Below are 23,715 nucleotides of genomic sequence, written 5' to 3'. Positions count from 1 at the left end.
CATCCGTGGGAGCATATGGGGCAAAACACTTGAAGAAAGGAAGCCAAAAGTCATTCATGAAGATTCTCAGATGCGAGGACTATCGCAATGTGGGGACCAACAAAATGTATAATGGGTTCTAGCTTGTATCTTCAAAAGCTTAAAGATGATGATCTGTAATGGCTTACCATTGTATCATTGACGTGCGCTGTCGTAAAATGAACGGAGTATATTTTAAGCAATATTTCTTTAAAAAGTGCGTGATATGCAATACCATTCTATTTTTCATGAGGGGATGTTCCCATTAGGAATGCAATAAACAAAAGCGTGAAACAATACCTAATCTTCATTATTAAAAATAAATTGCCTTGAATGTTTTAAAAATCGTAAAGCGGAATTAAAAAATGATGATGAAAATAAACAAAGGCTTTTCATCTTGAAATTTCATCAACACTTTTAAAGAGTTGGAAGAGAGAGGAAAGCAAAAGGATGTATCTCAGCATAAAGTACTACGTAAATTCATTAATTAGTTTGCAATAGAAATGCGCACAAAGCGCTGTGTTTTAGCTTAAGACGAGGAAAAAATTCATTTTCTGAGACATAAAACTCTTTGTTTTCAAGGTAAAGTTATTCAAGAGTCATGTGATATCGTGCAACAATATTACAGATAAGAAATCACTAATTATATACAAAAAGCTTTCTAATTATAATGAAGTGCTCTTATTATTATAAGACAACAAGAGAAAAATTGAGTAAATTTGCGTCAAAATTTTTTTAAACACTAAAATAGGTAATAAATAAAACAAACGCAAACAAAGAATTATTATGATAATGATTAACAAAGCCAAAAACTAATTTTGGAATAAGTAGGGAATTATGAGGAGGAGTAACCAAATTCCCACTAATATTGCTATTATTAGCAATGTTACAATTGGTAGCCATATAAAAGCTGCAGCTATACAGGAAAAGATGATTGGTATACTCCAGAGATAGACAAATGTGTTAACAAGAGACTCATAGGTAAATTCGTTAGTGAATTCTTTATCTACACTATTATAGCATTCTATAATCGCTTTGCATTGTCCCACTAATACCATAAAACTGGTTATGAACATTATGAAAGATATAAAAAACAGTTTATCTTTTAGATCTTGTTAAAAAAATCATTTTTAAGTAGTGCACTTATACTAAATAATGAGGTAAACGCCGGAAAGAATAGAGAAGAGCACCAATAATTGCAAGATGTTGTTGAGAATGATTTATTATTCTTGCAAAAAAAATATACATATAATAATATATATAGAGATATGCTAAGTGCGGGAGGGGAGAATTTGATTACGGGGCGTTTAAAAAACAAGGGTATTGTTCATAAAAATTGGGGGAGGGTGCTGGGTTATGTTTTTTAATATTTTCCGGATTGGGTACAACCTTCAGATTTGGTGAGGGTGTGTGGTGTTTCTTTAGTATTTCAAAGTATTTCATTTCCAGTTCAATGAAAGCGTGAAGAAGTGTCCATATTGAATATATTTTCTATGGTGCATTTAGATTAGACAAAAGCTTGTTCAAAAAAACATTGGTGCTGACCTTGTAACACAATTTCAGGAATAAATTGAATAAAATAGAACAAAGCATCTGCATGTGAATAAAAACATAATGAAGCATGCAACGAAGTTGAAGCTAACTTTTAAAATTTTAATATAAGTGATAGCTAAAAGATAGAGTTTCTTTGTTTTAAAATATCGACGCGATAGATTTAAACTATTGAAAAAAATAAAAAAAGATAATGTTTAAATCAGAAACTTTCTATGTGGATGATAAGTTATTACATTCTATAATGGTTGTATGAAATCCATAATAAGGAAAACTTTGAACAGTATTTATAAATTTTGCAACAAGATGCAAGATTTAAAAAACAATTATATAACAACAGCAAAGCAACAAAACAAGATATTAAGTAACATCAGATGAGGTAGTTACATTACACATTAGAAGAGAAAACATTAATACTAATGTTATGAAAAGCATCTGGTGAATTTAGGTTATTAAATTGTAAGGAGTGAAGAGAGGTAAAATGCGTAAATACGGATGGTGCAGTAATTATGATGTACCAATCAACAGCGGCAGCACATTTTAGTGCACAGAACGAGAATTTGTTAAAAAAACTATGAAAATAATGGGGGATTTATAATGTCTAATATTTACGATTGGTCTCTAAAGGCTGATGAAAATGCTTATTCAGATAGTATCATTAATTGGGCAGAAGGTCAGCCGCCTAGTTCTGTTAATGATAGTGCACGGGCGATGATGCAGCGCGTGCGTGAATATCTTGCAGATAATGGTGGATCTATTAATTCAAGCTTTATAGTGAATGTGGAAGATAAAACAACATTAATTACCTTAAAGACAGTTTCGCCTATAAAGAAATACAACAATGATATCGTCATACGTTTTAAGGCTTGTGGTGTAAATATTGGCTCGACAAAAATAACTGTTAATAATATAGGGGAAAAGCTTATCTATAAAGCAACTGATGCGGGAGTTATACCATTAGAAGGTGGAGAATTTCAAACAGATGGCATTTATGAAATGGTATACAATAATGGTGTTTTAATAAAAGAGCATGAGGGGTGGTACTTATTAAATCCTACACCACCAAAGATAGAAAGTTTTCCCTCTGGATTTATTGCAACATTTGCTATGCAAAATGTGCCAAATGGTTGGCTTTTGTGTGATGGTAAGGCCTATAAGCGTGAAGATTATCCGCAGTTATTCAACGCAATAGGTGATAAATGGGGAAAAGACAGCAATAAAACTTTTAAAGTTCCTGATTTTAGAGGCATGTTTTTACGCGGCTTTGATAATGGTCGGGGTTTAGATAGTGGTAGAAAATTTGCAGATAAACAACAAGATAGCATAAAATCGCATACGCATATTGGGAGTATTGAAAATGCAGGCGAGCATACGCATAATTTTGAGTATCAAGGGGTAGGATGGCCAGTTGGTGATATTGGGAGACTACCAAATCATTATACCTATAATGCGACCCTGAAAGGGAGAACAGGTTCTGCTGGTGCACATACACACAAGGTAACTCTTTCCCATACGGGTGAGGCAGAAACGCGCCCTGTTAATGCAACCGTTGTCTATGCTATAAAATCATGAGTATGTTTGAGTAATAATAATCCATCCACCCTGATAATTTTGTTAACGCGGAGCAATTTCGCGTTATTTTCTAGCATATGAAGAGGAAATCTATACTGTTAATATGATACTTGAGAGAGTCAAAAAAAACAATTTTTTAAAATGACAGATGACAAAAAAAGCTCATATAAAAATAAAAAAAATTCTTGAATATTTGCATTTTTTATTTTTCTATGGACTTTAGTTTTTAGATTGAAACCGATAGCTTAGAGATCTAATTTCATAGGAGGATGCCGTTTGAGGGAGTATAAATGGGATATCTTCTTTAGGTAATTCAGAAACGTTTAAAGAACAATGATAAACATCGCGGAGATTTTGTGTTGTCAAAACGTTAGTTGCATTTCCTTCGCAATAAATCTCTCCTTCCTTGAGCAAAATCATGTTATCTGCATAATGTGCTGCGAGATTGAGGTCATGAAGAACAGCAAGAACGCCGCCACCAGAATGGGCAAAATTTTTGGCAATATCCATAACGATGATTTGATGTTGAATATCGAGGCTAGCAATAGGTTCATCTAATATCATCCAGCGAGGAATTCCATTATGAACAGGTTTCCAGATTTGGCAAAGTACACGGGCAAGTTGTACTCTAGCTTGTTCTCCGCCTGATAATTGGTGATAATATAGGTTGCCATAATCAGCAAGGTCAACGCACTCTAAAGCTTTTTGGATAAGATTTTGCACTTCGGCTTTAGCAATGGTAAATTGGTTTACAGAAAGGCCAAGCCCTACAACTTCATGGACTAAGAATGGAAATACGAGCGTTGTTGATTGTGGTAGTACAGCGCGCATTTTGGCCATTTCATGAGTTTTTGTTTGGCATACATTATAACCATTTAAGGTTATTTTTCCACTGTAAGGAATTTCACCACTCAGAGCTTTGATAAAAGTACTTTTTCCTGATCCATTAGGACCAATAATAATGGTAAAAGCACCACTTTTAGCTTGAAGATTAATGTGTTTAAGAATTTGCTTCTTTCCGCGCTGAACACAAATATTTGTCGCTTCAATCATGAAAAGTCTGTTCCTCGTTTGCATATAAGGATCCATAGAAAGAAAGGTGCACCAAAAAGTGCTGTTACAATTCCAATTGGCAATTCTGCGGGGGCAACAATTAAGCGTGCAAACGTATCAGCAAAAATAAGTAATGCTGCTCCCAAGAGAGCAGAGCAAGGAATGAGATAGCGATGATCAGGACCAATGAGTTGACGTAAAATATGAGGAACAATAATACCAATAAAACCAATACCACCACTGACAGCAACAGCACTACCACACATAAGAGCAACAAGGGGAATAGCAATATTTTTAACGCGTTGAATATGGAAACCAATATGGCCAGCAACAGCTTCTCCAAGAGCAAGGGCATTAAGTGCTCGTGATAAAAAGGGAGAGAAAAGAAGACCAATAACGATGAAAGGGAGAACGAGCCATACTTTCAACCACGTAGCGCCCGCAAGAGAGCCAAGACTCCAAAAAGTGATATCACGGAGTTGTTGGTCATTTGCGATAAAAATCAATGTTCCAACAACTGCACTGCTTAATGCACCAAGAGCAATACCAGCAAGCAGCATGGTTGCAATAGAGGTAAAGCTATTATGCGTTGCTATTATGTAGAGAATAATCGTTGATAAAAGTCCACCAAAAAAAGCACCTATGATAACTTTGTAAGGCTCTAGAAAAGGTGCAAATGAAATAGGAAAAGCAATACCGACAACAATCGCTAAGACTGCTCCAAGTCCAGCACCTGCTGATACACCTATAATTCCAGGATCTGCAAGAGGATTACGGAAAAGCCCTTGCATAAGAACACCGGAGACAGCTAAAGCTGCTCCAATCAACAATCCAAAGATAACACGGGGAAGCCTTATGTCAATAAGCACGAGGTAATCACGCGTTTTACTACTTACTGAAAAATCTTGTGTAAGCATTACATGGAGGAGATCAACGAAAGAAACCTTTGCGGCACCATTCAAGAGCCCACCAAAAATACTGAAGATAAGGAATATTATTAAGCTTAATAATAAAATCTTCCCCTGCTTTGAACGGTTTATTTTTTTACCTTCTTTTGCTTCAGGCAAATGCATCATGGATGTACCGTCTACCATTTTTATCAGCTCTTACCGTTTTGATTTGCACCATAAAGTATCTCAATAAGCTCTCTTGATGCGTCTGCAGTGCGTGGACCAAATCCTAAAAAATACATAGCATCCATCTGTTTTATGGCATGATTTTTTGCTGCTGTTGTTGCTTGAACTGCCGGTATGGCTAAAATCTTATCAATGCTGGTTGATCTTGCACCATGTTTTACAAGTAAGATAACATCAGGATCTGATTTCAATAACGCTTCGCCGTTGAGAAGTTTATATCCTTTATAATCGGTGATAGCATTGATAGCACCTGAAAGTTTTATCATACTATCAGCTGCAGTACCTGTTCCAGATGCCATGACGCGTCCATTTTGCACAGAGAAAACAAAAAGAACACGCTTTGGTGTTGTTACTTTCGCCAAAAGCGCATCGTTTTCTAAAAAATTACGCTTCAATTTTTCAATTAACGCAGCCGCTTGCACTTCTCGATGAATAGCTTGGCCAACGAGGCGAATCTTTTCTATCACATTTTCACGGGAGTAGTCTTCTGGTATGATCACCAGAGGTATTGATGTTTTTTTGAGAATATCAATTGTTGAAGCGGGACCGCTTCCTTCAACAAGCAATATGCCCTCTGGGGCAAGTGATAAAACACCCTCAGGTGAAAGAGCACGCATATATCCAAGCACAGGAAGCTTGAGCGCTTCTTGTGGGTAGACGCTTGTACTATCACGGGCGACAAGTTGATCTTGGGCTCCCAATGCATAGACAATTTCTGTAAGTGCTCCGCCGATAGAAACAATACGAGCATTTTCAGGAAAACGGGTTGTGGGTTCAGCAATCACTTGTTTAGAAAAACAGGTAAGAGAGAGCAGTAAACATATAAGAAAAAGGTTTGATAACCTATGCAAAAGAGATATGAACATGTCTGACCTTACCTTATCTTAGTTACTGCTGTTTTCTTGGCACAATGGTAAACCATTCAATAAAGAGCGCCAATCTTCACGTTCTTTTTGGCCCTCCTTGCGTACGCCAAAGAATTGAATAATCATCTCATCATCTTTATCGAAAACTTCAAGTGAGTTGACATACCCATCAATTGTAGGTTTGCGAACACGCCATACCTTCTTGATTCCAGAAACGAGTAAATGGAGGTGAAATTTCTGATCGAGAACATTAAGCCAAGGTCCCATTTGCTTAATATTCTTTACTTGCCCAGTGAAAATTTGGATACATCCTTTATTTCCAACAAAACACATAATTGGTAACTCTTCTTGCGCAACTTGTTTGAGCATCATCTCAACAGCTTCTATTTTTAACTCATCGGCAAATTCATCTCCGGCATGTTTTACAGCATTATGTCGATTAATTTTCAGTTCAGAAATAATTCCATGAAGTTGATGCACATCAGTCATCTGTCGCCAACGATCTCGGAACTTTTCAACATCTAGCTTTGCCGTATCACATTGTACTGGAGTAGGAGCGGGAGAAATATCAAGTGTGGGTGATTGATCGTCATGAAGCAACTTTTCAACAAGTGCAGCCCATTCTTCCATATTTGTTGCGTCTTGAGAATAGAGTTTGAAAATAGCAATGCCATACTGATCAAAAAATTGCAGACTTTTCATAGGTGTTCCGAGAATAGTCACGTCATGCTCGAAACCAAACTTCCACTGTTTTGAAAAAATACGCAAGTCAATTTCACCGAGTGTTATCGGAATATGCTGACTTTGAACAATCTTCTCAAAACATCCTGTTATTTCATGGACAGCATTTTCATTCCGTGTTAATGCCATGACTATTCCAAGTTTAGGAGCACTTTCCAAGAGAGTAGCGACATCAGCGCGTAGTTTTTTTGCTTTTCCAATCGTACAATAAGCCGCAATGAGTTCTGCTTCGGATATACCAATAGAGTCCGCGAAATCGCGGTTACGCATTTCTTTTTTTTCTTCACGCAAGCGAATAATCATTTCGGCTGTGTATGACATGGGCTTATCCTTATGTTACCTGTTTAAAGGTTAATTGTTTAATTTTAAAACTCAAAAACAGTGAGTTGAACCACTATCAACTAATGGTTCAACTCACCACCAAAAAAGCCCTTATTTTATCAACAATAGAACAATAAAAATCGATAAATTACAAAGAGTTAAAGCGCAAACTTCAAAATTTGTTGTTCAAAGAACAATGAGAACAGAAACGCAATAATTTATTTTTTATCGATATAACCTTTTTAATTGATCTAATGATTAACAAAAGTGACTAAAATTTTTGCACGAACGAAACTTTAAAGTTGCGACCAGGCTGACTATAATAATCCTTCGGTGTTGAGCCGTCATCGGAAGGAAGATCTGATACATTCCAATATTTTTGATTGAACAGATTATAAACACCAGCCCTTATAACAGGACCCTTTTCACCAAATGGCTTCAACCAACCTGACACATCAATAATATTATAACCTGGAATTTTTTGATAGTCCGATTCCTTAGCAACTTTATCACGTTTGGCAGATGAGGTAAGCACGACGTCTGCTCCCCAGATTTCTTTTGCATATCCGATTCCAGCAATCACTTTTAAAGCTGGAATTGAGTTAAGATATTCATCTTTATCAAGATCCTTTCCTTGCGAATAGGTAAGAGAAAAATTGCTATGGAATCCATCATTAAGATCCAAATGTATTTTTGCTTCAGCACCATAAATACGCACATTTGCACGATTTCTATAATGGCGACGTCCCAATGGGTATTCCTCTGATCCCCCTATATTCACAGTGTCTATAAAGTCCTTGTATTGATTGAAAAAGGCACTGAGTGAACCACCTAAATTTCCATTTCCATACCTTATGCCAACATCATACCCATTGCTCGTTTCTGCTTTTAGATCAGGGCTGCCCTTCGAGTAATAAGCAGAGGGTTTCATATAAGAGACATAAAGTTCCGCAATACGTGGTGCACGAAAAGCCTGTGCCCATTGAGCATAAAGTGTTACTTGATCACGAACATCCCACTCCACACGTAATTTGGGAGAAAAACGTGAACCATTTCTTTCTGGAGGAAATTTGTCAGAAAGCAGAGTTTTCTCATAAGAAGACGTTTTCTGAGGGACATACTTATACCAATCATAACGAATTCCAGGTGTGATACGGAAATGGTTATCAGCAAAGCCAATTTCATCTTCGAAAACAAAACCCAAATTATAGCCATTTGTATCTGGTGAATCTGACCGATTAGCGGGCACAAAGAGGCACCCCCGTGCATTTTCCGGCAAGTGACAATTATCTTTCCCGAACAAATAATGATGAAACTTAGATGACAAGACATTAGCGGCAAGCTTTAACGTATGATCTACAGTGCCAATATGAACTTTCTTGAGAGCATCAGCATTGAAACCATAATTGGTATTACGCAAAAAATTATCTCTCAAAAAATCCCCTTTGGGTGCCCGAACACGAAATGAAGTCCTAATATCATGACTTGACTGTCTTTGCCAATAAATCTGTCCACGAAACGCATCAAAAATAGCATCTTCATTGCCGTTATAGTCATAAGAAAGAGAAAGGCGTTCACGGAGTTTGTCGTCCTTGTCATAAACGGAACCACGGGCATAATATCTTTCAGAAGCATTCAATGAATGTGTATCAATATTGTGACCAAAACGCTCTGCTGTAAAACCAAGTCGGTGATTGTCATCAAGGTATTGGTGAATTTTAAAGAGCAAATTGTTTTGGTCAAAATGAGCAGGGTTTTTACGTGTGCGCTCTTCATAGCCTTCTAGGGTTCCCATATTTTTGCGCTCATGACCTTCCGCATAAGAACCTTGGAAAAGCAAAAACGTTTGTTGAGCACGCATTGCAACAGCTTGATCTACGTGCCAACTATTATCAACAGAATGATAACCACTTCTTATAAGACCACCCCAATTTTTTCCTTCTGCGATAAGATCTTCAGGATCAAGGGTACGCAACGCAACAACTCCTCCCAGTGCACCAGATCCATAAAGACTAGAATCCGGTCCCTGAATCACATCAAGTGTGGAAAGCGCACTAAAGTCAAACATTGTGTTACCACTGTTATTACGCAATATATCATTGAACCATGGAAGAACAATACCATCCACTGTTGTGAGAACACGGTTTGCTTCTAAACCACGAATGACAAAACTGTTATTGCTTGGGCTATACCCCACGGTTGGATAAAGACGACTAATATCATAGGCATCAGTTATTTGTTTCTTACGAATATCCTTCGCGGTTTTCCGATCTGTCAGAATAGTGACCGAATCCAAGGCCGTCCCTATTTTTTTCTCTTCAATAACAATTGGTTTGAGTTCAGTGACAGCACCTCCATCTTTATTTCGTGCAAAAACAAATGAAGGTATACAGACCGATAATGCACTTAAAATCACACAGCTTTTATAGATATTTTTTCGTCTTATTTGCATAACACATCACAACCTTTTTAAACATCCCCTCTCTGTTTTGAAATTTTATTTACATACAAAAAGGCTGGACCCGCTGATTAAAACTTGCCAGCCAAGCAGAAATGATTTTGCCAACAAGACAAAATCACTAGAAAACCATATTAAACATGACAAAATCAGTCAAGAAAAAAGTTGCAATTTCAAAATAGCCTGTTTTAATGAGATTTACACCAATATTAAGCTTAAAATAGTGGCAGAAGAAACGATGAATTTTGAAAATACGACGCAATTATTAACTCTTTGGATTGGTGCATTTGTTGGAGCTTTATTTTTGCATGTATTATTGGGAGCGCAGTTTTATTTTCAAAGTACGGGTGTAAGTAATGGCTTGCTCTCGTCGGAGATTATGCTGACTTTTGTGCAAGAAACTATCTATCCGGATGTTGATACAGATTTGTCAGATATTCATACAGAGTCGGATATTAATACAGAGCCAAAAGTATTACAGTCTGATCTTTTAGAGAAGGAGTCAGAGGAATTGGAATCCGTGGATGAAGTTCAATCGGAAGAGCCTCAGCATATGGTAGAACAAGATGACTTAAAGTCTTTGGAAGAACCCCTTCCTCAAAAAGTGGAGCATAAAGCGTTTATCAAAAAAACAATACCGATGCCAAAGGCTGTAGTAAAGCGCTCCAATGCAAAGGTGGTACGTTCTTCTTCCACCAACAAGGGCGTCAGTACAGCAGGGCTTGAAGATATGTTGTTAATGGAGTGGTTAGCAAAGGTACAGTCACAATTAGAAAGGCAAAAAAATTATATTGTGGGACAGCGTACCAGTCGTGCAAAAGGAACGGTGAAGTTAGAATTTATGGTGCATAAGAAGGGGAGTATTTTTTCTAGTCGTGTAGCAGTCTCTGCTGGTAATCCGGAACTTGATCGATTAGCGATGGCAGCACTTCAACGCGTTGGTTCTTTTCCACCACCACCACCATCAAAAGTGAATAAAATAATCAGAGTATCCCTGATATTTAGCTGATTTTTTATATAGGACGCTTATTCTTATAATATATTGATTTATAATAATTATTTACAGTTTGAATAAAAGTTAAAATATAGTTCGTTCGATTTTTTTGACGTTGTGTCAATCAAAACCATCCGCTTACTTATGACACAAGTTGAAGGGGGAGTATGGGTAAAAAACTTCTAAAAAGCAGTGAATATACTTCTTATGAATGTTCTAAATGAAAGGGCTGTTGCAACATTGGGAGTTAAGGGATGATAGAGCTATAGCTTTTATTAAGTAAAGGTTAATCGTGTCTCATCGATTTTTATACCATTCGTGAGAGGATTTTCGTAAGTACTTTTCAGATACACCGTTGTGAAATGGACTTAGAAACATTAAAATAAAACAAGAATAAGAATATAAATAAGAAAAACATACTATTTTTGGATACTCTGTTTTGTGTGAAGGATGTGAGCTTATATGTAAAAATGGGAAAAAAAAGCAAAGCTTTATCTTCATCATTAAAAAATATTGACATATTTAAAAGTCGTAAACCCGAATGAAAAGGGAAGTAGTAGAAGGGAATTGTTTGTCTTTAAGGCTTTCTAACTCAATGAGTCTGTCTTTCTGTTATCAGAGATAATCCAAACGATATACATAATAACGTACTCTTATTTGGTATAGAAATGTTATAAGCAGAACAAAATAGTCTTAAAATATGCTTATGCTATTATACAAGATTTGAATATTGATACTAATAAGCAACAGTAAAAGAATGCCCTATTTGTTTCACTCTTCTCTTATATTTGTAATCATCTATGATATTGTCGTTTATGTTGGGAAGAAATGAACTATTTGTACGACATGTTGATTTATAATGATAATTCATCATTTTGTATTTGAAATAAAAGACCCTAATAGCGTAGGGTTTTCTCATTTTGAATTTATTGATACTGAATCAATTAAAATTACTTGCTTATACATCATAAGCAGGTTGGTATGTGGATACTATTTAAAAAGGAATAAAAACATTTCTTATGAACGCTTTCAAATACTATTTGGGAAGTTAAGGCATATTATTTCCGTCGACCAGAAAGCAGGTCGGTTTTTATATCTATTTTCCCAGTGAGTCTTGCTTTGTAGACACCATAATTTTCCATGACACGCATCACGTAATTACGTGTTTCTGTATAAGGAATACGCTCAACCCAATCAATGACGTTATCGAGAGATTGTCCTCGAGGATCGCCATAACGTTTTATCCATTCATTGACACGACGGGGACCCGCATTATAGCCAATAAGAGTTAGTATATAGGATCCATTAAAACGTTCCAATTGTTCATTGAGAAAATGGGCACCTAATGTTGCATTATAATGAGCATCACTGCTAAATTTTTTAGGAGACCATGCGATTGAGTATTTTTTTGCCAATGCTTTTGCTGTTGTAGGAAGCAATTGGAGTATACCTTGTGCACCTGCTTTTGATATGGCTGTTGGATTAAATTCGCTTTCTTGGCGTGCAATGGCATAGATAAGCGATTTTTCTTCTACAGAAATATTAGTAGAAGCTGGTATAGCTCCCAGAGGATGAGAGAGTGCACCGACATTTTTTCCCTGAAAGACAGCCATTTTCCCAATTTTGAGGCTGGTATAATAGTCTCCATTTTTTTCTGCCATAACAGCCAGAAGGGCTAATTCGCCGGGGCTTTCTATTTTTTTTCCGAGCTCTCTATAAAAAATTTTAGCAAAATCAGCATAGCCGGCTGCTTCAAGACGTTGAATTGCTTTGATCGCTTTTCGTGCACTAAAATGTTGTCGCTCAGCAGTTGTTGGTTTGGGAAAGGAAACTTTAAGCTTTTTTTGGTTGAGTCGTGCAGCGGCTAATTGACCGTAGTAAGTTGCACCAAAATGAGCTGCGCGATGAAAGTATTGCTGGGCATTTTTATGTTCTTCTAGCGTTTCTGCTGTTCGTCCCATCCAGTAATATCCACGTGATGCAGAAAAAGGTAAAGAAGAGAGTTGAGGAATACGTGAAAAATGCTGCATTGCCAATTTAGGGTTATGAAGAAACCGTAGTGCGTACCATCCTGCATGAAACTCAGCATCGATAGCTAATGCAGATGTTATACCAGTGTGCATTGCAACGAGTTGATAAGCAATTTTTGGTTTGTTTAAATCGAGCATTTCACGAGAAAGGGCGCGTTGTTCTTTCCACAAAGAATGAGGGTTCATAAGGCGGAATGCATCTTTTGATGTTTTCATCATGAGTGCTGCAGCTGCATTATATTGCTCTGTTCGTCGAAGATGGCGTATTCGAGCAAACTGAAAAAGAGGATCTTTTTGCCATGATCTTTCTACAGCTTTTAATTTTTGTGTAGCTCTAGGATCATTTTTTTCAACGGCCACAAAAGCATCAAAAAGAGATTGAGCATGGGCTAATTTTGCAACGCGTGCTGCTGAATCAAAACGATATGCATACAGCATAAACTGCATGCGTTTCAGATGATCAATAGGTTTTAATGCAGCGCTTGCATTTTTAAGAACAAATATTTCTTCTTTTGCATTAAGCTGTGTTTTATGCCACCATGGCGCAATAACGTGTCGAGCACGAGTGGTTTGTCCCGTTGCAATAAGTGCTTTAGCGAAGAGAGCCATTCCTTGCGCTGTTTGGGGCGGGTGATGAGAAAATTTTTGGATGATTGCGCGTGTGAGGTTGGTTTCGTTAAGAAAAGCACGTTCAGCATTGCGTTGTATCGTTTCTATACCGGGCCATCCTTTTAGCATGTTGATTGCATTAAATATTTCAGAACTTGGTATATTAGCTTGGTTTGATATCCCCAGCGCCCATGTCAAAATATGACGATCAAGGCTATGTTTTTCCATTGAATTACGAAGGTTTATTGTTTTTGCAATATTGTTGTTTGCTAGTGCATCTAGACCAGCTTTCAGTTGCTGAAGTGTAGCAGTATTGTGTGATGTCGTGTGTATCTGTTGAAGAGGCTCTTGAGCTCTTTTTTCGGGAAAGGGAGTAGGGCGCACCAAAGGGATTGGCGCTTTCCCGTGCAAAAGAGGTGTTTGCGCGGATGCACTTGAAAATAAAATTCTTATTGCCAGTATAAGTGCAGTAAAGGTTGATACGAAAAGAGAGGTGGAAAATACACGCATAGAGAAAAGACCTTGAGACCTTGCTTTTTGTAAAAACTTAAGGATTTATAGAACACAAGCATGAAAAACGCGTTAATATAGACGGTTTATTTTAAACAAATGTGCAACATTTAAGGAGGGACATTTTCATCTTATGAGGGCTTTTTTTGAAATTCATCTTGCTTCAATGATAGAGCAAGATTATGTTCTATTTAAAATTTATAAAAGGCGATTATTAAAAAAATAAAAGCGAATATTATAGGGAGTTTATCATGCTCAAGGGAGCTATAACTGCGCTTATTACACCGTTTGATAATAAGGGCGCAATTGATGAGAAGGCGTTTTGTGATTTTATTGAATGGCAGATCACACAAGGGATTAACGGTGTAAGCCCAGTTGGGACAACCGGTGAATCAGCAACGTTAAGTCATGAAGAACATAAGCGGATTATAGAATTGTGTGTTGAGCAGGTCGCAAAGCGTGTTCCTGTTGTTGCTGGAGCGGGATCAAATAGCACAAGTGAGGCTGTAGAGCTTGCACAATACGCGCAAAAAGCTGGTGCAGATGCAGTTTTGGTTGTCACTCCCTATTATAATAGACCAAATCAATCTGGTTTATACAAACATTTTTCTTCCATTGCCAAAGCTGTTTCTATTCCGATTATAATTTATAATATTCCTGGTCGTTCTGTTATCGATATGGCTGTGGAAACGATGAAAGACCTTTATCAAGATTTTAAAAATATCATTGGTGTAAAAGATGCAACGAGCAGAATTGAACGCGTTAGTGAACAACGTGAAAAGTGTGGGAAGGATTTTGTACAGCTTTCCGGTGATGATTGTACAGCGTTAGGTTTTAATGCACATGGAGGTATGGGGTGTATTTCAGTTTCCTCCAATGTTGCTCCAAAGCTGTGTGCAGAGCTTCAAGCTGCTTGTTTTCGTGGTGATTATAAAACAGCACGAGAATTAAATGATCGCTTGATGCCTCTTAATCGTGCTGTGTTTATTGAGCCTAGTCCAGCGGGTATTAAATATGCTGCTGCAAAATTAGGATTTTGTGGTGATACTGTGCGTTCTCCGATTGTTCCATTAACAGAAAGAACAAAGAAGATTATTGATGCAGCCCTCAGTCATGCTGGTATTTTAAAAGCATAAAATGATATTGACAAAGCCATGAATAAAAAAAAGAACGCGCCCGTACGGAAAATAATTGCTGACAATCGTAAAGCACGTTTTAATTTTGAAATCCTTAATAATCTCGAGGCCGGTCTTGTCCTTCAGGGAGCGGAAGTAAAGTCCTTACGTTCTAATCATGCCAATATTGCTGAAAGCTATGCGAGTTTTGAGAATGGGGAATTATGGTTAGTAAACAGCTATATTCCTGAATATACGCAGGCTAATCGTTTTAATCATGAACCGCGACGTTTGCGCAAGTTATTACTTTCAAAACGTGAGATGGCACGTTTTTTTAATGCAACGTCTCGTGAAGGAATGACACTTGTTCCTCTTAAACTTTATTTTAATGAACGAGGGCGTGTTAAGTTGGAGATTGCTCTAGCGCGGGGAAAAAAGCTTCATGATAAGCGCGAAACGGAAAAAAAACGCGATTGGGGACGTGAAAAAGCAAGACTTTTAAAAAGATATGGATGACGGATGCGATTTAGATATCCTTTATTTATAGCGCTGGTTTAAAACAGTTTTAGCATTGGTCTAAGTATGTTTTTGCTGCTTGAAAAATTTGGTGAAACATGGCGTCTGTCAAGCGTCCAGTATTTGTATTATAACGAGAACAGTGATAGCTCGAAAAGATGCGTAATCTGCCGATGTTATTAATTTCGCCGTGTCCAAAAGGGTGAGCTAAAACTTTTGCATTAAGGGCACGTATCGTTGAATGGTGCGCAATGGTGCCTAAGGTAATAACGGCTTTAAGTTTGGGAAGATTTGTTAAAAGAGGTGAGAAGAAATAGCGGCATGTGTTAATTTCTGCACCGGTGGGTTTATTTTCTGGGGGAACACAACGAACAGAGTTGACGATTGCTGCATCAATCAGTTCAAGAGTATCGTCTGCTCTTTCTTCAAAGGTTCCTTGGGCAAAACCAAATTTTTTTAAAGTTGAATAAAGTAAGTGCCCAGCATAATCACCAGTGAATGGACGTCCAGTTCGATTTGCACCGCGTAATCCAGGAGCAAGCCCAACAATAAGCAGGCGCGTTGTGTCTGCTCCTTTATAAGGAAAAAAGGGGCGCACCGGTGCGTTGTACCAACTTGGTTCTTTTACACGCCAGTCAGCGATAAACTGATGGAGCCTAGGACATAAATTGCAATTTTTGGGCGGTTCTGGGCAAAGTGATGTTAATTGGCTATTCATGGTGTTAGGCATCAATCGTTTTTTCTATTTTTTTGAATCTTTTATAGCGTATATGACGGGTTATGTTTTGAGAAACAATCTATAATGAATATAAATAAAATTTAATATAAACTTATTGCTAATTATTATGTAAAGAGAGGTAATCTTTCAGTAATTTATTCGATGAATAAGAGTGCAATACACATGATGTTCAAAGAAAAAAGTTCTCTCTTTAAATACAGATATTATCATAAAAAGTATGCATAAGGCTGCCGTTATTGCAAAGGATTTTAAACAGCTGATATTCCTTTTAAAAGGAGGAAGACTACAGACAAGCATTTTGTCAAGAAAGACCTCCCTTTGTTTGAAGCCAATCTATTGGAATGCTTTTAAGAGCAGCTTTGATAATAAGAGCAGCTTTGATAACGAGCATGAATAGGTTATACATTTTTATAAATTTTCTAAGAATTTTCTTAAATAAGTTCTTTAATCAAAAAATATAAAAGTTTTTGTTGTTTTTCTTGTGTTTTATTTTGATTATTGTATATACTTCCCTATCCGCTATTAAATTTTTTTATTTGAGAAAGAGGCATAAATGGCCCGCGTAACGGTAGAAGATTGTATTGATAAAGTTGACAACCGCTTTGAATTGGTACTTTTAGCAGGTCATCGGGCGCGTCAGATTTCACAAGGAGCGCAGATTACGGTTGATCGTGATAATGATAAAAATCCAGTTGTTGCTTTGCGTGAAATAGCAGAAGAAACATTGTCGCCTGCTGATTTAAAGGAAGACCTTATTCATTCGCTGCAAAAACATGTGGAAGTAGATGAGCCAGAAATGGCAAGTGAATTTATTACCCATTCAGGTGAAGCTGAAAGTGTTTTTAATACGTCGTCGCAAGAAGAAGCTACTTCATTTGATCATATGTCAGAAGAAGAGCTTTTAGCGGGTATCGAAGGTTTGGTTGTTCCAGAAAAAAGTGACGATTATTAATTGCAGCAATTTATATTACAGGAGTAAAGATACCTTGTCTGTAAGGAGCAGTTATTTTTCTTGTCTTTTATTGATAAGATGTGTTCAATAAGGATTAGGGATGTGAAAAGATAAAGGATATGCTCGTATGATGCGTCAGTGTGAGCTTGTTGGACGTGTTCAACGTTACAAGTCTGACGTAGATGAGGCTCTTTTAAACAGGGCCTATGATTATGCAATGAGAAAGCATGCACATCAAAAGCGTGCTTCGGGTGATCTTTATTTTTCTCATCCTTTAGAAGTTGCTGCTATTTTGACAGATATGCGGTTGGATGAGGCAACGATTGCTGTTGCTCTTTTGCATGATACAATTGAAGATACAAGCGCTACACGAGCAGAAATTGATCAGCTTTTTGGTTCTGAAATTGGCAAGTTGGTTGAAGGACTTACAAAACTTAATAAGCTTGATCTTGTATCAAAGAAAGCCGTACAGGCAGAAAATCTTCGTAAACTCCTTATTGCCATTTCTGATGATGTTCGTGTTCTTTTAGTCAAACTTGCTGATCGTCTTCATAATATGCGCACCCTTGGTGTTATGCGTGATGAGAAGCGCCGGCGAATTGCTGAGGAGACGATGGATATTTATGCGCCGCTTGCTGGTCGTATGGGTATGCAGGATATGCGCGAGGAATTAGAAGATCTCTCTTTCTTTTATTTAAATCCAGAAGGTTATCGTACGATTACCAATCGTCTTTCTGAGTTATCAAAACGCAATCGTGATTTGCTTTCCACAATTGAAAACGAGTTGACAAAACTTTTTTTCGAGCATGGCATTAAAGCGAATGTTAAAAGCCGTCAGAAAAAGTCGTATTCCGTCTTTCGCAAAATGGAAAGCAAGGCGCTCTCTTTTGAACAATTATCCGATATTTTTGGATTTCGTGTGATTGTTGAAACAGTGGATGATTGTTATCGCGCTCTTGGTGTTATTCATACGACTTGGCCAATGGTTCCAGGTCGTTTTAAAGATTATATTTCTATACCAAAGCAGAATGATTATCGTTCCATTCATACAACGATTGTGGGACCATCGCGACAACGTGTTGAATTGCAGATTAGAACTGCTGCTATGGATGAAATTGCTGAATATGGCGTTGCGGCACATTCCATTTATAAAGAGCAAGGTTCTAATTATTCGGCTTCGAGGTTATCAAATGAAACAAATGCGTATGCATGGTTGCGCCAAACGATTCAATCTTTGTCAGATGGAGATAATCCGGAAGAATTTTTAGAACACACAAAGCTTGAGCTTTTTCAAGATCAAGTTTTTTGTTTTACGCCGAAAGGTCGATTAATTGCTTTTCCTAAAGGAGCTACGCCTATTGATTTTGCTTATGCCGTCCATACAGACATCGGTGATTCTTGTGTGGGTGTGAAAATCAATGGTCGTATTATGCCTTTAATGACCAAATTAAAAAATGGTGATGAGGTTGATATTATTCGTTCACACGCTCAAATTCCGCCAGCTGCGTGGGAATTTCTTGTTGTCACAGGTAAAGCACGTTCAGCTATTCGACGAGCAAGTCGTGCCGCGGTACGTAAACAATATTCGGGTTTAGGATATCGTATTCTCGAGCGTTCATTTGAATATATGGGAAAACAATTTTCAAAAGACGTTTTGAAGAAAGTTTTGCCACGTTTAGCACGTAAAGATGTAGAGGATGTATTGGCGGCTGTTGGGCGTGGAGAGCTGTTTTCCGCTGATGTGATTAAAGCGGTTTATCCTGATTATCAAGATCACCGTGTGGTACAAAAGTCATCTTTTAAGTCTGGGGAAGAAGGTTGGTTTAATATTGAGAATGCCCAAGGTATGATTTTTAAAGTTCCAGAAAATGAAAAGAATGCAATGGTCGAGAATCATCAATCTAAAGCATTGCCTATTAGAGGAACCCGTGGAGATATACCCGTACGTTTTTCACCGGAAGGAGCAGTACCTGGAGATCGGATTGTTGGTATTATGCAGCCTGGGGCTGGGATCGTTATTTATCCAATACAGTCTTCAGCTTTGATGGCGTATGATGATCAGCCAGAACGATGGATTGATGTCCGCTGGGATATTGATGCCCAAATGAATGAACGTTTTCCTGCACGGATAAATATTTTGGTTGTAAATAGTCCTGGTTCTTTGGCTGAAATTACACAAATAATTTCTGCTAACGATGCCAATATCCAAAATTTATCTTTTATCCGTACAGCACCGGATTTTACAGAAATTATGATTGATTTGGAAGTGTGGGATTTAAAACATTTGAATCGTATTTTTTCTCAGTTAAAAGAGGCAGGTTCAGTAAGTACAGTACGGCGGGTTCATGGATAAAAAGAAAGATTTTGCAATGAATACACAAGATGTCATTGATATTTTTAAACAAGCAGATGCTATTCTAGAAGGGCATTTTATTTTAACATCGGGGCGCCATAGTGCGACTTATATGCAAAAAGCGAAAGTATTCATGCATGCTGACTTGACGGAAAAGTTATGTCGTGGGTTGGCTGAAAAAATCAAAAAATCTATCGAGGGAGAAATTGATTATGTTGTGGGTCCCGCAATTGGCGGCCTTATTCCTTCCTATGAAACTTCACGTCACCTTGGTGTTCCTTCTCTTTGGGTAGAGCGTGTAAATGGCATCTTTGAATTGCGTCGTTTTGAAATCAAGAAGGGGGCACGGGTTGTTATTGTCGAAGATATTGTGACAACGGGTCTTTCCATTCGTGAGACTATTGAGGCGCTTGTTGCAGCAGGAGCAGAGGTATTGGCCAGTGCATGTATCCTTGATCGTTCTGGTGGTAAGGTCAATGTTGGAGTTCCATTGATTGCGCTTGCTGAATATGAGATAACCTCTTATACTAGTGATGCACTTCCTGCAGAGCTTTCTGTCCTTCCAGCGATTAAACCAGGCAGTCGAAATATTTAATTGTCTTTCTGTTTTTTTTTGTGCAAAAGCTTAAAAAGATTAATTTGGATGATATAGATTATTTCATCATCAAAAGATGTATATTGAGAGTCATATGCTTTTTCGTAGTCGAGAACCAATAGATTTTGTAACGCGTATTCGACTTTGGTTATGGCCACGTCGTTCATTTTCTCGCTCATTTTGCTACATACATAAACGTATTTTGCGTATATCAGCAACACCGCATGAAGTAGCATTAGGGGTTGCTGTTGGCATTTTTTTAGCTTGTTCCCCTTTCTTTGGGTTGCATATTATTTTGGCAATATTTTTATCTTGGCTTTTGCGTGCAAACTTTGCTGCCGCAATCATTGGGACGATTTTTTCTAATCCACTCACATTTTTATTGATTGTCATGGCTGATTATAAAGTAGGGTATTTTTGTTTATCACTTTTTAGTGATGTCAAAGAGATTTCTCTTTCGCAAATTCGTGCTCTATTTAATGGTTTGACATTGTCAAATCTCTCTCTCCTCTTTAAAGGCGCATGGGACACAATTATGAGTCCTATGATTTTAGGTGGAACTCTTTTAGGTATTGTTTTTGGTAGTTTATCTTATATAGGTGTTTACAGAGCAACGGTTCGTTTTAAACAAAAGCGATATCAAAAGATTATAAAAAAAAGGCATTTAAAGAAGCGTTCATCGTAAGAAAGATCGGGTAATATGGTATGATTGTTGGTCTTGGAAATGATCTGGTTGATATACGACGTATTGAGAAAATATTGGTTCGTTATGGTGAGCGTTTTACCCAACGTATTTTTACGGATATTGAAAAGAATAGATCCAAAAATCTCAAAAAAAGCTCCTCTTCCTATGCAAAAAGATTTGCTGCTAAAGAAGCATGCGCTAAAGCCTTAGGAACGGGAATTGCTTGTGGTATCAATTGGAAAGACATGGGGGTCGTTAATTTGCCATCTGGTAAACCAATAATGCAATTAACAAATCGTGCGCAAGTGCAACTTCAAAAGTTATTACCTCCTCACCATGATGCAGTTATTCATCTTAGCATAACAGATGATTTTCCTTGGGCACAGGCGTTTGTTATTATCGAAGCACTTCCACGTGGATAGATGGTGTGAGAGATTGTGCTTTTGTTATTTGAATATTATGATGAAAAAAAATTATATCTGTGATGAGAAGGCAGTTGGTGATGATCCAAAAAGATAAAGTGCATAAAAAAGAAAAAAAAGGTGGGGTTCGTGAATTTATTTCTGTTTTAGTACAGGCTCTGCTTTTAGCAGCCGTTATTCGGACACTTTTTTTCCAGCCTTTTAGTATTCCTTCCGGTTCAATGCGTCCTACTTTGTTGGTGGGAGATTATCTGTTTGTTTCTAAGTATGCATATGGGTATTCTCGTTTTTCCATCCCCTTTTCTCCTCCTCTTTTTTCTGGACGAATTTGGGCATCTCAACCTCAACGTGGAGATGTGGTCGTTTTTCGCTTACCAAGTAATCCGAAGATTGATTATATAAAACGCGTTATTGGGCTACCAGGTGATCGTATACAAGTCCGTCAAAGTATTCTTTATATTAATGATGAGGCTGTTTCACGTCACTTTATGGGGGAGATTGATAATTCTGATATAACAGAGGTTAATTATCCTGTTGAGGTTTATCGCGAGACAATGCCTAACGGTGTCAGTTATGATACACTTGATTTAGCTTTCATCCCGAAAGTCGATGATACAAAAGTCTTTGAAGTTCCTCAAGGACATTACTTTATGATGGGAGATAACCGCGACAATTCAGATGATAGTCGTTTAGATGTAGGCTATGTTCCAGAAGAAAATCTTATTGGTCGCGCGAGCGTGATTTTCTTTTCTATCAGTAACGGTTCAAGTGCTTGGCAGGTTTGGCGCTGGCCATTTGATGTGCGTTGGAAGCGTTTGTTTTCTTTCATAAATACGGTTCATGATTTGCCGCTTATCAAGCAAGGAAACAACGATGAAACGTCTAATGATTGATCAGCTTTTCAAGCTGACGGGGCATCGTTTTAAAGATGAAGAGAGGTTAAAGAAGGCATTAACACACTCGAGTGTGCAAGATTCGGAACAGGGGAATTATGAACGACTAGAGTTTCTAGGGGATCGGGTTTTAGGGCTTTTGATTGCAGAAATGCTGTATCAACTTTTTCCTCAGGCAAGTGAAGGTGAATTATCAGTCCGTTTGAATCATCTGGTCAATGCGCAGACATGTGCTGATATTGCGCGTGAAATGAGGCTGCCTGATATGATCCGAGTTGGTTTTGAGATGAAAAATTTCGAGGGGCGTCGACTCATCAATATGCATGCAGATGTCGTGGAAGCTTTGATTGCCGTGATATATCTCGATGGAGGATTGGAAAGCGTTCGCCCTTTTATTCAAAAATATTGGCATAGTCGGGCAAAGAAAATGGATGCTGGTCGGCGTGATGCCAAGACCGAATTACAGGAATGGGCGCATATCCAAGGCAATGCACAACCACATTATCAGGTTATAAAACGTTCAGGTCCAGATCACGATCCTGTTTTTATGGTAGAGGTAAGTATTTCTGGGTTTGCTTCAGAGATTGGGCAGGGAAGCTCCAAAAGATATGCCGAAAGAATGGCAGCTGAAAAAATTTTGCGACGAGAGGGTGTATGGAAAACAGTGGGAAAAAATGATCATGAGTGACGTTATGAAAACGCGTTCTGGGTTTGTTGTGCTTATTGGGATGCCTAATGCCGGTAAATCGACATTGGTTAATCAATTGGTTGGAACAAAGGTTTCAATTGTAACGCATAAGGTACAAACAACACGAACTTTAATCCGCGGTATTGTCATTCATGATGATGTGCAAATTGTGTTGGTCGATACACCGGGTGTTTTTCGTCCCCATAAGCGCTTAGAACGTGCCATGGTCTCTGCTGCTTGGGGAGGGGCTAAGAGCGCGGATGTTCTGCTCGTTTTAATTGACGCTCAAAGTGGTCTTTCGGATGAAGTTGATATGATGTTAGATATTGTAAACAACATGAAACAAGAAAAAGTTCTTGTTCTTAATAAGGTTGATACAGTTGTTAAATCATCTCTTCTAGCGTTAACCACTAAAATAAATGAACGTGTAAAGTTTGCGCAAACATTTATGATTTCTGCTCTAAACGGTTCTGGTTGCAAGGATTTACTTCATGCGTTGAGTAATATGATGCAGGAGGGACCATGGTATTATCCGGAAGATCAAATTTCCGATATGCCCATGCGTCATCTTGCTGCTGAAATTACGCGTGAAAAACTCTTTCTTCGTCTTCATGATGAACTTCCTTATTCCTCAACGGTTGAAACAGAAAACTGGGAAGAGCGTTCAGATGGTTCCGTCAAAATTAATCAAGTTATTTATGTCGAGCGTGAGAGTCAGAAAAAAATTGTCTTAGGAGCAAAAGGCGATACAATTAAGGCGATTGGTCAAGCAGCACGTAAAGAACTTATGGAAATTATGGATCAAAAGGTTCATCTTTTTCTCTTTGTGAAAGTGCGCGATAATTGGGATACTGATCCAGAACGTTATCGCGAAATGGGATTGGATTTTTTAAAATAA

The 23,715-nt window shown here is 37.8% G+C and carries 20 protein-coding genes; 13 read left to right on the top strand and 7 right to left on the bottom strand.

Annotated elements, in window-relative coordinates; all coding sequences use genetic code 11:
* Window positions 1-1,214: 1,214 nt before the first annotated feature.
* Window positions 1,215-1,385 carry a hypothetical protein gene (locus ACFIJQ_RS04510; protein WP_155914971.1) on the top strand — a complete coding sequence of 57 codons (171 nt, stop codon included), beginning with the start codon at window positions 1,215-1,217 and terminating at the stop codon, window positions 1,383-1,385.
* A 781-nt stretch (window positions 1,386-2,166) separates the two neighbouring features.
* Entirely contained in the window at window positions 2,167-3,141 is a 975-nt protein-coding gene (locus ACFIJQ_RS04505) for a tail fiber protein (protein WP_273788423.1), read from the top strand.
* Window positions 3,142-3,360: 219 nt separating this feature from the next.
* Here ACFIJQ_RS04505 and ACFIJQ_RS04500 read toward each other — a convergent pair whose 3' ends face one another.
* From ACFIJQ_RS04500 to ACFIJQ_RS04480, 5 genes are all read right to left on the bottom strand, one after another.
* A complete protein-coding gene (locus tag ACFIJQ_RS04500) occupies window positions 3,361-4,194 on the bottom strand; it encodes a heme ABC transporter ATP-binding protein (protein WP_273788424.1) in 834 nt (277 codons plus the stop codon).
* Window positions 4,191-5,288, bottom strand: coding sequence for an iron ABC transporter permease (locus tag ACFIJQ_RS04495; protein WP_273788425.1), 1,098 nt, complete (start codon window positions 5,286-5,288; stop codon window positions 4,191-4,193). The genes ACFIJQ_RS04500 and ACFIJQ_RS04495 overlap by 4 nt, the downstream gene beginning before the upstream one ends.
* Before the next feature lie 5 nt (window positions 5,289-5,293).
* Window positions 5,294-6,196 (bottom strand): hemin ABC transporter substrate-binding protein, encoded by a 903-nt coding sequence (locus tag ACFIJQ_RS04490; protein ID WP_273788426.1) that lies wholly within the window; start codon window positions 6,194-6,196, stop codon window positions 5,294-5,296.
* Window positions 6,197-6,214: 18 nt separating this feature from the next.
* Window positions 6,215-7,258 (bottom strand): hemin-degrading factor, encoded by a 1,044-nt coding sequence (locus tag ACFIJQ_RS04485; protein WP_375628724.1) that lies wholly within the window; start codon window positions 7,256-7,258, stop codon window positions 6,215-6,217.
* A gap of 271 nt (window positions 7,259-7,529) precedes the next feature.
* Window positions 7,530-9,710, bottom strand: coding sequence for a TonB-dependent hemoglobin/transferrin/lactoferrin family receptor (locus tag ACFIJQ_RS04480; protein ID WP_375628722.1), 2,181 nt, complete (start codon window positions 9,708-9,710; stop codon window positions 7,530-7,532).
* Window positions 9,711-9,954: 244 nt separating this feature from the next.
* Between ACFIJQ_RS04480 and ACFIJQ_RS04475 the strand changes: the two genes are divergently transcribed.
* Window positions 9,955-10,725: a cell envelope integrity protein TolA gene (locus ACFIJQ_RS04475; protein WP_375628753.1), complete on the top strand. Its 771-nt coding sequence runs from the start codon at window positions 9,955-9,957 to the stop codon at window positions 10,723-10,725.
* 1,043 nt (window positions 10,726-11,768) lie between these two features.
* Here the strand turns inward: ACFIJQ_RS04475 and ACFIJQ_RS04470 are convergent.
* Window positions 11,769-13,859 carry a lytic transglycosylase domain-containing protein gene (locus ACFIJQ_RS04470; protein WP_375628720.1) on the bottom strand — a complete coding sequence of 697 codons (2,091 nt, stop codon included), beginning with the start codon at window positions 13,857-13,859 and terminating at the stop codon, window positions 11,769-11,771.
* A gap of 251 nt (window positions 13,860-14,110) precedes the next feature.
* On the opposite strand from ACFIJQ_RS04470, the gene dapA reads away from it, so the two are divergent.
* Both dapA and smpB read left to right on the top strand, forming a co-directional pair.
* Window positions 14,111-14,995 (top strand): 4-hydroxy-tetrahydrodipicolinate synthase, encoded by an 885-nt coding sequence (dapA, locus tag ACFIJQ_RS04465; RefSeq protein WP_273788431.1) that lies wholly within the window; start codon window positions 14,111-14,113, stop codon window positions 14,993-14,995.
* Window positions 14,996-15,013: 18 nt separating this feature from the next.
* Window positions 15,014-15,490, top strand: coding sequence for an SsrA-binding protein SmpB (gene smpB / locus ACFIJQ_RS04460; protein ID WP_012231306.1), 477 nt, complete (start codon window positions 15,014-15,016; stop codon window positions 15,488-15,490).
* Window positions 15,491-15,539: 49 nt separating this feature from the next.
* On the opposite strand, the gene ACFIJQ_RS04455 is transcribed toward smpB, so the two are convergent.
* A complete protein-coding gene (locus ACFIJQ_RS04455) occupies window positions 15,540-16,208 on the bottom strand; it encodes a uracil-DNA glycosylase (protein ID WP_026500323.1) in 669 nt (222 codons plus the stop codon).
* Between the two features lie 574 nt (window positions 16,209-16,782).
* On the opposite strand from ACFIJQ_RS04455, the gene rpoZ reads away from it, so the two are divergent.
* The 8 genes from rpoZ (at window position 16,783) to era (ending at window position 23,715) form a co-directional block, all read left to right on the top strand.
* A complete protein-coding gene (gene rpoZ, locus ACFIJQ_RS04450) occupies window positions 16,783-17,181 on the top strand; it encodes a DNA-directed RNA polymerase subunit omega (protein ID WP_273788432.1) in 399 nt (132 codons plus the stop codon).
* Window positions 17,182-17,308: 127 nt separating this feature from the next.
* Window positions 17,309-19,534, top strand: coding sequence for a bifunctional (p)ppGpp synthetase/guanosine-3',5'-bis(diphosphate) 3'-pyrophosphohydrolase (locus tag ACFIJQ_RS04445; RefSeq protein WP_012754931.1), 2,226 nt, complete (start codon window positions 17,309-17,311; stop codon window positions 19,532-19,534).
* 16 nt (window positions 19,535-19,550) lie between these two features.
* Complete coding sequence (pyrE, locus tag ACFIJQ_RS04440) at window positions 19,551-20,129, top strand: orotate phosphoribosyltransferase (RefSeq protein ID WP_012754932.1); 579 nt, start codon at window positions 19,551-19,553, stop codon at window positions 20,127-20,129.
* Between the two features lie 94 nt (window positions 20,130-20,223).
* Window positions 20,224-20,814 (top strand): DUF2062 domain-containing protein, encoded by a 591-nt coding sequence (locus tag ACFIJQ_RS04435; RefSeq protein WP_273788433.1) that lies wholly within the window; start codon window positions 20,224-20,226, stop codon window positions 20,812-20,814.
* A gap of 20 nt (window positions 20,815-20,834) precedes the next feature.
* The gene (acpS, locus tag ACFIJQ_RS04430; RefSeq protein WP_375628716.1) at window positions 20,835-21,236 is read left to right on the top strand and encodes a holo-ACP synthase; all 402 of its coding nucleotides are present in this window, start codon (window positions 20,835-20,837) and stop codon (window positions 21,234-21,236) included.
* Window positions 21,237-21,316: 80 nt separating this feature from the next.
* Window positions 21,317-22,129, top strand: coding sequence for a signal peptidase I (gene lepB / locus ACFIJQ_RS04425; RefSeq protein WP_273788434.1), 813 nt, complete (start codon window positions 21,317-21,319; stop codon window positions 22,127-22,129).
* Entirely contained in the window at window positions 22,110-22,817 is a 708-nt protein-coding gene (rnc, locus tag ACFIJQ_RS04420; RefSeq protein ID WP_012754936.1) for a ribonuclease III, read from the top strand. The genes lepB and rnc overlap by 20 nt, the downstream gene beginning before the upstream one ends.
* Entirely contained in the window at window positions 22,810-23,715 is a 906-nt protein-coding gene (era, locus tag ACFIJQ_RS04415) for a GTPase Era (RefSeq protein WP_012754937.1), read from the top strand. The genes rnc and era overlap by 8 nt, the downstream gene beginning before the upstream one ends.

This window comes from Bartonella sp. TT67HLJMS (assembly GCF_042193375.1).
GTDB classification, from domain to species: domain Bacteria; phylum Pseudomonadota; class Alphaproteobacteria; order Rhizobiales; family Rhizobiaceae; genus Bartonella; species Bartonella grahamii.
The sequence above is the reverse complement of the archived record's forward strand: the minus strand, read 5'-3'. Positions and strand labels throughout refer to the sequence as shown.